The organism is Qipengyuania sp. JC766 (assembly GCF_040717445.1).
Lineage (GTDB): Bacteria > Pseudomonadota > Alphaproteobacteria > Sphingomonadales > Sphingomonadaceae > JC766.
This window is the reverse complement of sequence record NZ_JBFEFL010000001.1, coordinates 2,479,072-2,493,032: the sequence shown is the minus strand read 5'-3', so window position 1 is coordinate 2,493,032 and position 13,961 is coordinate 2,479,072. Positions and strand designations below refer to the sequence as shown.

Annotated in this window: 14 protein-coding genes; 3 read left to right on the top strand and 11 right to left on the bottom strand. The window is 65.7% G+C overall.

Annotated elements, in window-relative coordinates:
* Positions 1-14: 14 nt before the first annotated feature.
* Both AB1K63_RS11955 and AB1K63_RS11950 read left to right on the top strand, forming a co-directional pair.
* On the top strand, positions 15-1,604 hold the full coding sequence (locus tag AB1K63_RS11955) for a GMC family oxidoreductase N-terminal domain-containing protein (protein WP_366960388.1): 1,590 nt from the start codon (positions 15-17) through the stop codon (positions 1,602-1,604).
* Positions 1,601-1,867, top strand: a complete 267-nt coding sequence (locus AB1K63_RS11950) for a hypothetical protein (protein WP_366960387.1) — start codon at positions 1,601-1,603, stop codon at positions 1,865-1,867. Before AB1K63_RS11955 ends, AB1K63_RS11950 begins: the two co-directional genes overlap by 4 nt.
* A 125-nt stretch (positions 1,868-1,992) precedes the next feature.
* Here AB1K63_RS11950 and AB1K63_RS11945 read toward each other — a convergent pair whose 3' ends face one another.
* From AB1K63_RS11945 to AB1K63_RS11895, 11 genes are all read right to left on the bottom strand, one after another.
* The gene (locus AB1K63_RS11945) at positions 1,993-3,324 is read right to left on the bottom strand and encodes an ammonium transporter (protein WP_366960386.1); all 1,332 of its coding nucleotides are present in this window, start codon (positions 3,322-3,324) and stop codon (positions 1,993-1,995) included.
* 26 nt (positions 3,325-3,350) lie between these two features.
* Positions 3,351-3,689 carry a P-II family nitrogen regulator gene (locus tag AB1K63_RS11940; RefSeq protein ID WP_366960385.1) on the bottom strand — a complete coding sequence of 113 codons (339 nt, stop codon included), beginning with the start codon at positions 3,687-3,689 and terminating at the stop codon, positions 3,351-3,353.
* Positions 3,690-3,870: 181 nt separating this feature from the next.
* The gene (locus AB1K63_RS11935) at positions 3,871-5,394 is read right to left on the bottom strand and encodes a peptide chain release factor 3 (protein WP_366960384.1); all 1,524 of its coding nucleotides are present in this window, start codon (positions 5,392-5,394) and stop codon (positions 3,871-3,873) included.
* Positions 5,395-5,450: 56 nt separating this feature from the next.
* Positions 5,451-6,200 (bottom strand): SDR family NAD(P)-dependent oxidoreductase, encoded by a 750-nt coding sequence (locus tag AB1K63_RS11930; protein WP_366960383.1) that lies wholly within the window; start codon positions 6,198-6,200, stop codon positions 5,451-5,453.
* Positions 6,197-8,590 carry a phenylalanine--tRNA ligase subunit beta gene (gene pheT / locus AB1K63_RS11925; RefSeq protein ID WP_366960382.1) on the bottom strand — a complete coding sequence of 798 codons (2,394 nt, stop codon included), beginning with the start codon at positions 8,588-8,590 and terminating at the stop codon, positions 6,197-6,199. Before pheT ends, AB1K63_RS11930 begins: the two co-directional genes overlap by 4 nt.
* Positions 8,587-9,756 carry a phenylalanine--tRNA ligase subunit alpha gene (pheS, locus tag AB1K63_RS11920; RefSeq protein ID WP_366960381.1) on the bottom strand — a complete coding sequence of 390 codons (1,170 nt, stop codon included), beginning with the start codon at positions 9,754-9,756 and terminating at the stop codon, positions 8,587-8,589. Before pheS ends, pheT begins: the two co-directional genes overlap by 4 nt.
* Before the next feature lie 89 nt (positions 9,757-9,845).
* Positions 9,846-10,205 carry a 50S ribosomal protein L20 gene (rplT, locus tag AB1K63_RS11915; RefSeq protein ID WP_366960380.1) on the bottom strand — a complete coding sequence of 120 codons (360 nt, stop codon included), beginning with the start codon at positions 10,203-10,205 and terminating at the stop codon, positions 9,846-9,848.
* A 25-nt stretch (positions 10,206-10,230) separates the two neighbouring features.
* Positions 10,231-10,437, bottom strand: coding sequence for a 50S ribosomal protein L35 (gene rpmI / locus AB1K63_RS11910; protein WP_366960379.1), 207 nt, complete (start codon positions 10,435-10,437; stop codon positions 10,231-10,233).
* A 132-nt stretch (positions 10,438-10,569) separates the two neighbouring features.
* Positions 10,570-11,319, bottom strand: coding sequence for an SDR family oxidoreductase (locus AB1K63_RS11905; RefSeq protein WP_366960378.1), 750 nt, complete (start codon positions 11,317-11,319; stop codon positions 10,570-10,572).
* Positions 11,309-12,082, bottom strand: a complete 774-nt coding sequence (locus AB1K63_RS11900; protein WP_366960377.1) for an SDR family oxidoreductase — start codon at positions 12,080-12,082, stop codon at positions 11,309-11,311. Before AB1K63_RS11900 ends, AB1K63_RS11905 begins: the two co-directional genes overlap by 11 nt.
* Before the next feature lie 3 nt (positions 12,083-12,085).
* Positions 12,086-12,910, bottom strand: coding sequence for an inositol monophosphatase family protein (locus AB1K63_RS11895; protein WP_366960376.1), 825 nt, complete (start codon positions 12,908-12,910; stop codon positions 12,086-12,088).
* 47 nt (positions 12,911-12,957) lie between these two features.
* On the opposite strand from AB1K63_RS11895, the gene AB1K63_RS11890 reads away from it, so the two are divergent.
* Positions 12,958-13,956: a helix-turn-helix domain-containing protein gene (locus AB1K63_RS11890; RefSeq protein ID WP_366960374.1), complete on the top strand. Its 999-nt coding sequence runs from the start codon at positions 12,958-12,960 to the stop codon at positions 13,954-13,956.
* The last annotated feature ends 5 nt before the right edge of the window (positions 13,957-13,961 follow it).

Sequence of the window (13,961 nt, the reverse complement as noted above, 5' to 3'; positions counted from 1 at the left end):
GGAGAGAATATTCGATGACGCAATACGATTATATCGTGATCGGCGGTGGCAGTGGCGGCAGCGCGGTCTTCGGCCGGCTGGCGGTGGACGGATCGCGCAAGGTCTGCCTGATCGAGGCGGGCGGGCGCAACAACGACATGCGCGTGCGCACCCCCGGCTTCATGCCGTTCCTGCGCGGCAGCCAGAACTATCGGTATAAAACCGTGCCGCAGGAAGGCCTCAACGGCCGGCGCGGGTACCAGCCGCGCGGACGGGGTCTGGGCGGTTCGTCCGCCATCAACGCGATGATCTATATCCGCGGCAATGCATGGGACTACGACAACTGGGCCGCGCTCGGTTGCGAGGGCTGGTCCTACGAGGACGTGCTGCCCTGGTTCCGTAAGGCAGAAGCGAACGAGCGCGGCGCGTCGGACTATCACGGTGCAGGCGGGCCGCTGTTCGTGTCCGACCAGCGCTACACCAATCCGACCAGCGACGCCTTCGTCGAAAGCGCCGCCGCGCTGCAATTGCCGCGCAACCACGATTTCAACGACGACACGCAGGCGGGATTCGGCATCTACCAGGTGACCCAGCGCAATGGCGAGCGCTGGTCAGCCTCGCGCGCCTATGTCGAGCCGGTACGCGACCAGTTCAACGTCGACATCCGCACCAGGACGCTGGTCGACCGGCTGCTGGTCGAAAACGGCCGCGTCACCGGCGTGGTCGTGCGCAAGGGTCGACGGCGCGAGACGCTGACCGCGCGGCGCGGCGTGATCCTGTCCGCGGGTGCCTTCAACTCCCCCCAGATCCTGATGCTGTCCGGCATCGGACCGGCGGCGCAGCTTCGGGAGCACGGAATCAGGGTTCAGGTCGACAGTCCTTCAGTCGGCCAGAACCTGCAGGACCATGTCGATTACGTTTCCAGCTGGCAGACCGAATCGACCGTTCCGATCGGTGACAGCCTGGAAGGTACCGCGCGGATGCTGCGCGCGATGGTCGAACATCGTCGCAAGCGCACCGGCATCATGACCACGCCCTATGCCGAGGCGGGCGGGTTCTGGACCGTCATGCCCGATGCGCCGGCACCCGACGTGCAGTGGCATTTTGTGCCCGCCATGCTGGAGGATCACGGGCGGCAGAAGGTGAAGGGCCACGGCTTTTCCCTCCATGTCTGCGTCCTGCGCCCGGAAAGCCGCGGCAGCGTGGGCCTCGACTCTCCGGACGCGGCGGATCCGCCGCGAATCGATCCCGCCTTCCTGAGCGATGAGCGCGACCTGGCCGTCCTGCGTGCCGGGGTTCGCCTCAGCCACCGGATCGCGTCCGCGCCGCCCCTGTCCGATTACGAACCGCAGGATCGCTATCCCATCGAACTCGATGACGACGCGGCGCTGGACGAGCTGATCCGCAACCGCGCGGACACCGTCTATCACCCGGTCGGTACGTGCCGCATGGGCTCGGACGCGGACTCGGTCGTCGATCCGACGCTGAAGGCTCGCGGGGTCGAAAGGCTGTGGATCGCCGACGCTTCGGTCATGCCGCGTCTCGTCAGCGGCAACACTAATGCGCCGAGCATCATGATCGGCGAGCGCTGCGCCGATTTTGTTTTGGCGGCGGAGCGATCATGAATGACATATCGCCAATTCCAATCTTCATTCTCGTCACCACCGGCGCCCTTTCTGCTATTCTGACATTCGCAATTTTTCGACATGTCTTGTTCCGGCAATTGCAGGAAGGGCAGGCCGTTTTCGGCGCGTTATGCGTCGTCGTTGGATCCGTTTGCGCCCAGCTGTTTAACTCGGGCCAAACGCCGATCGAGAACTTCGCCTACATTGTCGGTGCCGCGCTGGTGATCGGAGCCATCTGGAGACAGAAACGCCCTCTTGGCTGACACAAAAAAAGCGGCCGGAGCGCAGGGCGCCCCGGCCGGGAAAGGCAGCGTTCGCAGGAGGAACGTCGGTCGTGCGGCGGAGCCGGGACGGGAGAGGATGCCCCGGCCCCACCGAACCTCTTCGATCAGTTGTAGGCGCGCTCTCCGTGTTCGCGGATGTCGAGGCCTTCGACCTCGGTTTCCTCGTCCACCCGCAGGCCGACCGTCGCCTTGACGATGAACCCGGCGATGAGCGTCCCGATTCCGGCCCATGCAATCGTGACCAGCACGCTGAATATCTGCACCCAGAGCTGCGCGCCCAGCGCGGTCGACCCGTCGCCCGGGCCACCCAGGAAGGGCTGGTAGACCACTGCCGTCCCGATCGCGCCGACGATGCCGCCGATGCCGTGGATACCGAAGGCATCGAGCGAATCGTCGTAGCCGAACTTCATCTTCACCTTGGCGACGAAGACGTAGCAGACCGCGGCCGACACGATGCCGAGCAGGATTGCGCCGAACGGGCCGCTGTTGCCCGCAGCGGGCGTTACGGCGACGAGGCCTGCGATCACGCCCGAGCAGAAGCCGAGCGCCGATCCCTTGTGGCCTGCCATCCGCTCGATCACCATCCAGGTCAGCGCACCGGCAGCCGTCGCGACGAAGGTGTTGATCATGGCGAGGCCCGCCGATCCGTCGGCTTCGAGCGCGGAGCCGGCGTTGAAGCCGAACCAGCCCACCCACAGCAGGCCCGTGCCGACCATGGTCAGCGTCAGGCTGTGCGGCATCATCGGTTCGGCCGGCCAGCCACGGCGCTTGCCGAGGAGGTAGGCGAGCACCAGGCCGGACACGCCGGCGTTGATATGGACCACCGTGCCGCCCGCAAAGTCGAGCGCACCGTCTTCGAACAGCAGGCCGCCCGTAGCCCAGACCATGTGCGCAATGGGAAAGTAGACGATCGTCAGCCAGATCGGCACGAACAGCATAAGGGCGCCGAATTTCAGGCGCTCCGCCGTCGCACCCAGGATCAGCGCGGCGGTGATCGCGGCGAAGGTCATCTGGAAGCTGATGAAGACGTACTTGCTGATGACCTCGTCGGTGAAGGTCGCGGCCGTGCTGGACGCGTCGGTCCCTGCGAGGAACAGGCTGCCGCCGCTGATGAACAGGCCGAGCGGCCCTTCGTAGGCGGTGTCCCCGAAGGCGAGGCTGAAGCCCCACATCACCCAGATGATCATCGCCAGAGCGGCGGTCGCGCCGATCTGGGTCATGGTGGAAAGCATGTTCTTGGAGCGGGTCAGGCCGCCGTAGAACAGCGCGAGGCCCGGCAGGATCATTAGCATGACGAGGACGGTGGCCGTCATCATCCAGGCATTGTTCCCGGGATTGGGTACGGCAGGCGCTGCCGGGGCGGCGGCCATGGCCGCGGTGGCGAAAAGCGAGCCGCAGGCGATAGCCGCCGCGCCCGCGATAGTGCGAAATGTCATGGATTCCCTCCTGTAGAGCGCGCGGATCACAGCGCGGTCTCCCCGGTCTCGCCGGTGCGGATGCGAACGGATTCGACCAGGTCGAGGACGAAGATCTTTCCGTCGCCGATGCTTTCGGTGCTGGCCGTCGCCTTGATGGTCTCGACGACCTGCTCCGCGAGGCCGTCGGCCACCGCGATCTCCAGCTTCACCTTGGGCAGCATGTTGGTCGAATATTCGGCCCCGCGATAAATCTCGGTCTGGCCCTTCTGCCTGCCGAAGCCTTTCACTTCCGAGGCCGTCAGCCCCGAAACCCCGATCCCGCCGAGCGCTTCGCGCACCTCGTCGAGCTTGAACGGCTTGATAATGGCGATGATGAACTTCATCGGTCCCCCACGAATTGCTCGCCGCGCCCGCCGCGGCATTCGCAGACGCAGCAATTTGCGTGCCAGTTCGTGAAAGGCGCCGTTTTTGAAAGCTTTGGAAAGTCTGCGAGCGTTTTTGCGCAATGTGCGCCTGCCCAGCGGGCAAGCAGTGCCTAAAATTTAGGCAGCCGGGAGGGGCCGCTTACCGTTCTTTGGTGGCGGAGAATTTGAGCTTCGGGTTCTTTTCCTCCTGGTAACCCACGTCCCACGGGCTCTTCGCCATGAACACGAGATCGCCGTCGCGGTCCTTGGCGAGGTTCGCGCGGTTGAAGCTTTCGAATTCATCCAGCGCCGCCTGCTCGCCGGTGACCCAGCGCGCGGTCGCGAATGGCGCGGCTTCCAGCGCCGCTTCCACCTTGTATTCGGCCGACAGCCGCGCGATCAGCACTTCGAGCTGCAGCTGGCCGACCACGCCCACGATCCACTGCGCGCCGATCTCAGGATAGAAGACCTGGATCACGCCTTCCTCGCTCAGGTCGTCCAGCGCCTTGCGCAGCTGCTTGGTCTTGGTCGGATCCTTCAGCTGGACCCGGCGCAGGATTTCCGGCGCGAAATTGGGCAGGCCGGTGAAGCGGATCTCGTTCTTCTCGCTCAGCGTGTCGCCCACCCGCAGCGTGCCGTGGTTGGGGATGCCGATGATGTCGCCCGCCACCGCCGTATCGGCGATCTCCCGGTCCTGCGCGAAGAACAGGATCGGCGAATGCACCGCGATCGGCTTGCCCAGCCCGCTCGGCGTCAGCTTCATCCCCCGTTTGAAGGTGCCCGACACCTGCCGCATGAAGGCGATGCGGTCGCGGTGGTTGGGGTCCATGTTGGCCTGCACCTTGAAGATGAAGCCGGTCACCTCGTCCCGTTCCGGGCTGACCTCGCCCGCGTCGGCGGGTTGCGCGCGCGGCGGCGGGGCGTGCCGGGCGATCGCCTCGATCAGTTCGGTCACGCCGAAATTCTTGAGCGCGCTGCCGAAATAGACCGGCGTCAGGTCGCCGTTACGGAAAGCGTCGAGGTCGAATTCGGGATAGCCGATCTGCGCCAGCTCGGCATTGTCGGCCACTTCCTGCGGCAGTTCCGGATCGGCATCGCGCCGGCCCTGGAATTCCTTGCTCGGCCCTTCCGGACGCGCCACCGCGCCGCTGGCGAAATCAAGCACACCTTCGAACTGGCCGCCCATGCCCACCGGGAACATCTGCGGGCTGACGTCCAGCGCCAGCATGTCCGCAATCTCGTCCAGCAGTTCGAAGACCGGGCGCCCTTCGCGGTCCACCTTGTTGACGAAGGTGATGATCGGCACGCTGCGCAGGCGGCACACCTCGAACAGCTTGCGGGTCTGCGGCTCGATCCCCTTGGCCGCGTCGATCACCATCACCGCGCTGTCGACCGCGGTCAGCGTGCGATAGGTATCCTCGGAGAAATCCTCGTGCCCCGGCGTGTCGAGCAGGTTGAAGGTGATACCGTCCCGCTCGAAGGTCATCACGCTGGACGTGACCGAGATGCCGCGCTGCTGCTCGATCTTCATCCAGTCGCTGCGCGCCCGCCGCGCCTGCCCGCGCGCCTTCACCTCGCCCGCAAGATGGATCGCGCCGCCGGTCAGCAGCAGCTTTTCGGTCAGCGTGGTCTTGCCCGCGTCGGGGTGCGAAATGATCGCGAATGTGCGGCGGTTGGAAGTCATCGGTTCTCTGTTGGCTTTCCGTCATGCGGGCCTTCCGGGCCGCGCGACGGAGAAAATCAGTCGGCCGCGCGCGCCACGCGGAAGCCGGCGAAGTCCTGGCTGACGGGCATCAATTCCAGCCGGTTGACGTTGAGATGCGGCGGCAGTTCGGCGATCCAGCGGATCGTGTCGGCGATGTCCTGCCCGGTCATCGGGTCGGACCCGCGATAGAGCTCATCGGACTTTTCCTGGCTGCCCGTGCGCACCAGCGTGAATTCGGTTTCCACCATGCCCGGCTCGATGCTGGTCACGCGCACGCCGGTGCCGTGCAGGTCCGCGCGCAGGGCCAGCGTGAAGTGATTGGCGAACGCCTTGGACCCGGCATAGACGTTGCCGCCCGGATAGACGTAGCTGCCCGCGACCGATCCGATGGCGATGATCGCGCCCTTGCGCTCGATCAGCTTCGGCAGCAGCTTGCGGGTGATCTTCACCATCGCGGTCACATTGGTGTCGATCATCGTCTGCCAGTCGGCAAGATCCGCTTCCTGCGCGGGGTTCAGCCCCTGCGCCAGCCCGGCATTGTTGACCAGCAGGTCCACCTGCGCGAACTCATCGGGCAAAGCGTCGATCGCGGCATCCATTGCCGCTTCGTCGCGCACGTCGAATTGCGCGGGATGGACCTTGTCCGTCCCGAGCTCATCGACCAGCGCGTCCAACCGTTCCTTGCGACGCCCGGTGGCGACGCAGCGCCAACCGGCCTGCACCAGTGTGCGGACCGTGGCCTCGCCGATCCCGGCGGTGGCGCCCGTCACAAAAGCCGTCTTCATCCGCGCAACTCCGCATCCAGCTTGCCCGCGGCCGCGACGATGCGCTCGCTCACGGCCTTGATTTCCTCGTCGGTGAAGCTCTTCTCGCCCGGCTGGAGCGTGACTTCCAGTGCCACCGACTTGCGGCCCTCCGGAACGCCCTGCCCGGCGAAGACGTCGAACACGCGCACGTCCACGATCGCCTTCTTGTCCGCACCGCGCACGGCCTTCAGCAGCTCGCCCGCGGCCAGTCCTTCGGGGACGAGGAAGGCGAAATCGCGCTTGACGGCCTGGAGGGCCGGCGGCGCGTATGCGGCGCGGGCGAAGCCCGAAGCGCCCTTCTTCATCGGGATCGCGTCGAGATAGATTTCCGCCGCAACCACCGGCCCGTCCATGTCGAAGGCCTTCAGCGTCGCGGGATGCAGTGCCCCGAACCGGGCGAGCACGTTCTTCGGGCCCAGCCGCAGCGTCGCGGACTGGCCGGGATGGAACTGGTCGCCCGCCTCCCCGAATACCATCAGGTTCGCGACCGGCGCACCGGCCGCATCCAGCAGGGCCATCGCTTCTGCCTTGGCGTCGAAGGCATCGAAGGCCGCCGCCTTGCCCGCCTGCCAGCCGCGCGGCGTCTTCTCGCCCGAGAGGACCACGCCGAGCGTCGGCTTCTCGTCGCTGGCTCCGTCGGCCCCGCGGAAATAGCGCCGCCCCACTTCGAACAGCCGCGCCCCCGGGGCGCCGCGGTCGGCATTGCGCTTCGCCGCGCCGATCAGGCCCGGCAGCAGCGATGGCCGCATCGCCTTCATGTCCTCGCTGATCGGGTTGTCGAGCACCCATAGCTGCGCGCCGTCGGCGAAATGTTCGGCATCGGCCACCGGCAGGAAGGACCAGGTCACCGCTTCGTTGAGCCCGCGTGCCGCAGCAGCGCGGCGGACCTTGCGCTCCATCATCTGCAACGGCGTGGCGGTGGGACGCGCCACCCCTTCCACACGCGGCAGGGCAACGCTTTCCACCTTGTCCAGCCCGTGGATGCGAACGACTTCCTCGACCAGGTCGGCCGGGCCTTCGACGTCGTGGCGCCGCAGCGGGACCGTGACGGTCCAGTCGTCCGCAACCTCGAAGTCGAGCGATTGCAGGATCGCACGCTGGCGGTCCTCGGCAATCTCCACGCCGCCCAGCCGCGCAGTGAGGGCCGGGTCGAAGGACAGCACCATCGGCTCCGCCGGCGGCGATCCGGCGCGCACCACTTCGCTCGCCTCACCGCCGCAGATGCGCTGGATGAGCGAGGTCAGGATGGCGAGGCCATCGTCGAGGAAAGCCGGATCGACACCGCGTTCGAACCGCGTACGCGCATCGGAGGCGAGGCCCAGCTTCCGGCCGGTCACGCCGATCCGCTCGGGATCGAAATAGGCGATCTCAAGGAGGAGGTCGGTCGTGCCCTCGGTGACGGACGAATGTTCGCCGCCCATGATCCCGGCAATGTCGTGCACGCCGTTGTCGTCCGCGATGACTGTCATGGTAGGGTCGAGCGTGTAGGTCTTCTCGTTCAGCGCCTCTACCTTTTCGCCGTCCTTTGCACGGCGGGCGACCACCGGGCCGCTCAGCTTTGCAAGGTCGTAGGCGTGGGCCGGGCGCCCGAAGGCGAGCATCAGGTAGTTGGTGATGTCTACCACGGGGGAGATCGGCCGCTGGCCTGCGGCGACCAGCCGGCGTTTCATCCAGTCGGGCGTAGGCCCGGTATTGTCCACGCCGCGCATGACGCGGCCGTAGAAGGCGGGGCATCCTTCCGGATCGTCCGTGCGGATCTCGACCGGACAGGCAAAATCGCCCGCGATCGCTTCCACCTCGACCGGCTTGAACGTGCCGAGACCCGCCGCCGCGAGATCGCGCGCGATGCCGGCCACGCCCATGCAGTCCGGCCGGTTGGGCGTGATCGCCACGTCGAACACGGGCGAGGCATCGTGATATTGCGCAAAGCTCTGCCCGACCGGCGCATCGTCCGGCAATTCGATGATGCCGTCATGCTCGTCGCCAAGCTCCAGCTCGCGCACGGAGCACATCATGCCGTTCGATTCGACGCCACGGATGGCGCTCTTGCGAAGCTCCATGCCGTTGGCGGGCACGACCGCGCCAGGCAGACCCAGCACGCCCTTCATGCCGGCGCGCGCATTGGGCGCGCCGCACACCACGGTCAGCGGATCGCCTTCCCCCGTATCGACCGTCAGCACCTGCAGCTTGTCCGCATCGGGATGCGGCTTCGCGGTCAGCACTTCGGCCACGCGGAAGCCTTCCAGCCTGTCCGCCGGATCGTCGATCCCCTCGACCTCGTGGCCGATGCGGTTCAGCGCGTCGGCGATCTCCTCGACCGAGGCGTCGGTCTCGAGGAAATAGGTCAGCCATTCGAGCGAGAACTTCATGCGCGCGCTCCCACACCGGCGGAAAGGGTCGGCTGGTCGAAGGGGGAAAAGCCGTAATGGCCCGCCCAGCGATAGTCGCCGTCGAAGAAGGCGCGCAGATCGTCCATCCCGTATTTGAGCATGGCGAGACGGTCGACACCCAGGCCCCACGCGAAGCCCGAATAGCGGTCCGGATCGACGCCGGCGAATTCGAGCACGCGGCGATTGACCATCCCGCTGCCCAGCAACTCCATCCATTCATGGCCAGGCGCATCGCCATTGCCGCCCACGACCCGGCGCGCACCGTCGCGCGAATAGCCGACATCGACTTCCACGCTCGGCTCGGTGAAGGGGAAGTAGCTGGGGCGCAGGCGCAGGACGATGTCGTCGGTCTCGAAGAACGCCTTGAGGAAGGTTTCCAGCGTCCACTTGAGATGGCCGAGATGGATCCCCTCGTCGATCACCAGCCCTTCGATCTGGTGGAACATCGGCGTGTGCGTTGCGTCGCTGTCGCTGCGATACACGCGGCCCGGCGCGATGATCCGGATGGGCGCGCCCTGCTCCTTCATCCCGCGGATCTGGACCGGGGAGGTGTGGGTACGCAGCAGCATACGCGCCGCACCGGCGTTCAGGCCTGCGTCCGGCGTACCATCGAGCGCTTCTTCCGCATCCGCGTGTACACTCGCCATGGGGCGCGTGTCGGGGAAATAGAAGGTATCGTGCATCGCGCGGGCCGGGTGGGTCTCGGCCATGTTGAGCGCAGTGAAGTTATGCCAGTCGTCCTCGATCTCCGGCCCCGTGGCGACGGAGAAGCCGAGATCCGCAAAGATTTCAGACAGTTCGTCCATGACCTGGCTGACCGGGTGGACCGTGCCGCGCGGCGTCTCGGGCGCGGGCAGCGTCAGGTCCACCGTCTCGCGCGCCAGCTGCGCTTCCAGCGCCGCCGCTTCCAGCACCGCCTTGCGATCCTCGATCGCCTCGGCCACCCGCCCCCGCATCCCCTGCAGGCGCGGCCCCTCGGTCTGGCGCTCGTCCGGGCTCATCTTGCCGAGCGTCTTCATCAGCTGGTTGAGCCAGCCCTGCTTGCCCAGCGCCTCTACCCGGATGGCTTCGACATCCTCGACGCTATCGGCGCGGTGCAGCCGCTCCAGCGTGTCGGTGACTTTGGTTTCCTGTTCGGTGCTCATATCGGGAGGCTCGCTAGACGAATGGCGGGCAAAGAAAAAGCGCCAACCCGGGCGGGATGGCGCTTCCTCTTTTCGAAACGGTCTCGGGATCAGGCCGGAAGCGCGTCCTTGGCCTGCGAGATGATCGACTTGAACGCGGCTTCCTCGTTCATGGCGAGGTCGGCCATGACCTTGCGGTCGAGTTCGATGCCGGCGAGCTTAACGCCGTGCATGAACTGCGAATAGGTCAGGCCTTCGGCGCGCACGGCCGCGTTAATGCGCTGGATCCAGAGAGCGCGGAAATTGCGCTTCTTGATCTTGCGGTCGCGATAGGCGTACTGGCCCGCCTTTTCGACGGCCTGACGCGCGATGCGAATGGTGTTCTTGCGACGGCCGCGATAGCCCTTCGCCTGTTCCAGAAGCCGCTTGTGCTTGGTGCGGGTGGTCGTCCCGCGCTTGATGCGTGGCATGGTATATCTCCTTTAGCGCGGTGAATCAGTCGAGCCCGTACGGGGCCCATTTCTTCTTGATGACCTTCGTGTCGGCTTCGGCCAGCACGTCGGTACCGCGGTTCTGGCGGATATACTTCGCATTGTGGCTGATCAGGCGGTGGCGCTTGCCGGCAACACCGTGCTTGACCTTGCCATTGGCGGTGATCTTGAAGCGTTTCTTCACACCGCTCTTGGTCTTCAGCTTGGGCATTTTCATCTCCTTGGTCAGAGACACATAGGACCAGCCCTGGCAGCCCTTGTCGCCAGGCCGGTCTCCGATTCATGTGTCGGTGAAGCCGCGCCACATAGCGGTTTGGCGCTAGAATGCAAGCGCGTTGCGCGCTCAGAAGTGGCTCAGATAGCCGCCATCGACGGCGATCGACTGGCCCGTCACATAGGAGGCATCAGGCGAGGCGAGAAAGGCCACCGCGCCCGCGATCTCGTCCGGCCTGCCCCAGCGCCCGAGCGAGGTGCGGCGCTCCAGATGCGCGGTGACGGTCTCGTCCTCGACCATTTCCGAATTGGCTTCGGTCGCGAAATAGCCCGGCGCGACGGCGTTGACCGTGATCCCGCGCGGGCCAAGCTCCGCCGCCAAAGCGCGGGTCATCGCGGCAAGTCCGCCCTTGCCCGCCGTGTATAGCACGTCCCCGCGGGCGATTTCCGCGGCGATCGAAGTGATGTTGATCACGCGCCCGTACTTGCGCGCTTCCATCAAGGGCGCCGCCCTGCGCGCAAGATCGAACGGGGCGACCAGATTGCTGCGCAGCAGGGCCTCGAAGTCCGGCCGGCGCAGCTCTGCGATATTCCGGCGATCCCTGTTGCCGACATTGTTGACGAGAATGTCGAGACCGGTCTCGCTGGCGATTGTGTCGAACGCCCCCGCCGTGGCCTTATCATCGCAGATGTCGAAGGCGATCGGCAGGGCGCCCGCCCCGATATCGTCCGCCGCCCGCCGCAGTCCGTCTGCGTCGCGGCCATTCATCCAGACCTGGGCACCTTCCGTCACCAGCCGCTTCGCGATCTCGAACCCGAGGCCGCGCGAGGCGCCGGTAACCAGCGCGATCCTGCCGGAAAGGCGCTGCTCAGCCGGCATAAATCATCTTTCGCGTCATCCCGCCGTCGACGACGATCTGCTGACCCGTCACGAAGCCGGACTCGATGCAGAACTCGATCGTCTGCGCGATATCCTCGGGGCGGCCGACCCGCCCTGCCGGATGCTGGTCCCGGTCCACCGGTCGGTGCGCTCCGTCGGTGCGGTCTGCTTCCTTCTGCCAGGGGCCGGTCTCTATCCAGCCGGGGAGCACGGCGTTTACCCGGATCTGCGGCCCGAGCGAGACGGCCATCGCATGCGTCAAGCCGTCGAGCCCACCCTTGGCGGCGGAATAGGCGAAGGTGTTCTCCTCGCTCATGATCGCGCGGGTGGAGGAGATATTCACAATGCTCGTCCGGTCTGCCCGCCGCAGCAATGGGATGGCGGAACGACTGCACAGGAATGCGGCCGTCAGGCTTGCATCGATCCACCGCTGCCAGTCGCCGAGATGGAGGTCCTCCAGCGGTCCGCAATAGGGATCGGCAATTCCGGCATTGTTGACGAGGCAGTCGAGCGGGCCGTCGCCGAGCCAGTCGGCGATCTGGGCAAAGGCTTCCCCGACGTCATCCTCCCGACCGACATCGCAGCCAAGGCATAGCAATTCGGAGCGCGCATGGGCTTGCCTCATCTCGGCAAGCGCATCCTCGTCCTTGTCGAGCACGCAGACGCGCCAGTTCCTCTCCAGGAAGTAATGCGCGCTGGCACGCCCGATGCCGGCGCCTCCACCCGTGATGACAATCGTGCGTATCGTTGCTTCTTTCGGCATGACCTAACCCATCGCCTCCAGCACGTCTTCCAGCCTGGCGGGATCTCCGAGAGCGATGACCGTGCCGTCGCTTTGCGCGTCGAGCGGATTGCCCTGCCAGTCGCTCATCGTCCCGCCGGCCCCTTCCACAACCGGTACGAGCGCCGCGTAGTCATAGAGCGACAGACCCGCCTCGCACACGATGTCGAGATGACCCGAGGCGAGCAGGCCGTAATTGTAGCAATCCCCGCCATAGATGATCATCGCCTGCTTGGCATTGCCGCCGACCGCCGATGCGAGAGCCATGTAGCCTTCCGCCTCGGACGCGCCGAAATAATGCGGGCTGCTGGTCGCGAGAACGGCGGAGTCCAGCGCCGCGCAACTGCGCGCCTTTGCAGGCTGCCCGTTGAAGGTCGTCGGACGCCCGATTGCCCCGACCCAGCGCTCGCCCGCGATCGGCTGGTCGATGATGCCCAGCACCGGCCAGCCGTCCTGCATCAGCGCGACAAGCGTCCCGAAGATCGGGCGGCCGGCCATGAAACTGATCGTCCCGTCGATCGGGTCAAGCACCCATTGCCGCCCGGCATTCTCGTTCAGCGTCCCGTATTCCTCCCCGATGATGCCGTCATCGGGACGGTCCGTTTCGATGATCGCGCGCATGGCCGCTTCCGCGGCACGGTCGATGTCCGTTACGGGCGACGCGTCAATCTTGCGCTCGTCTTTCCAGTCGGCACGAAAGGCCGGCCTGATGATCGCACCGGCCGCATCGGCAAGGCGCTCGGCCAGCTCGATGTCACGGTCGACGCCGCCCTTTCCAACGGGACTTGCGGGAAACTTCTTTCTGCTCAAAGGTATTCCTAACAAAGATCGACTGCAGTTCGATGGCCATCCGAGAAATGACCAGCTGCATAGGGGAAGACGACGTGCGGTTCGAAAGCACGGCAACAGGCGAAGCGCAACTCAACACCGGTTCGACGCCCGACGGGATCCCGCTTTCCTATCACAGGCAGCTCAAACCGGAACTGCGCCCCTGGTTCAGCAGGATTCATGCGACCAACGTGGCATGGCACGGCAAGAGCGCGCTCGATTGCAGCTTCTGCAACGACACGGCCACGCTGCGCCTGTTCACGGGCGCGCAGTGGAGCCTCGCCACGAAAGACGGCGAAGTCCAGTTTGCCAACAGGATTTACCTTGTCGGGCCCCAGTCCCAGGCCATGCCATGCAAATCGACGGGTCCGATACTCGTCCTCGGCGTGAGCGTGCGAGCCGGTGCCCTGCATTGCCTGACGGGGCTTCACGCGGACACGATCGTCGACCGGATCGAATCGGTCAGGGCGATGGGCCTTGAACTGGAAGAGTTCCACGAACTGAAAGATGCCGAGATGAGACCGGACCGCGCGTTCGAGATCATCGAAGGCATTCTCACCGATCTCATCGAACGAAGGCAACCGCGGCATCCCGACGCTGTCACGACGGCTTTCGACCTTGGCGCCTTTACCGATCCGAACATGTCTATTTCCGGCTTTGCGGAAAGCCACGGCATCGGGGTGCGGCAACTTGAGCGGCGCATCAAGCGTGACTTCGGGCTTACCCCGAAGCAGGTTTTGCGCAGGGCCCGCGCGCTCGATCTGGGGGCGCAGCTATGCGGGGTGGCGGACGAGCAGGAAGCGGAAGAGGTCATCGCCCGCTATTCCGACCAGTCCCACCTCATCAGGGAATTCACCGCCTTTTTCCGCCAGACGCCGAAGCGTTTCGCCGCGGCGAAGCCGCCGATCATGACGATGAACCTGGAACATCGGCAATCGCGGCGGCTGGAAGAGCTGGAGCGTTTGGGGCCGGACGATGCCCCGCCCTGGGGTCGCCGGAAGACCGGCGCTCAGCTGCGCCAGCCATAGGCGGA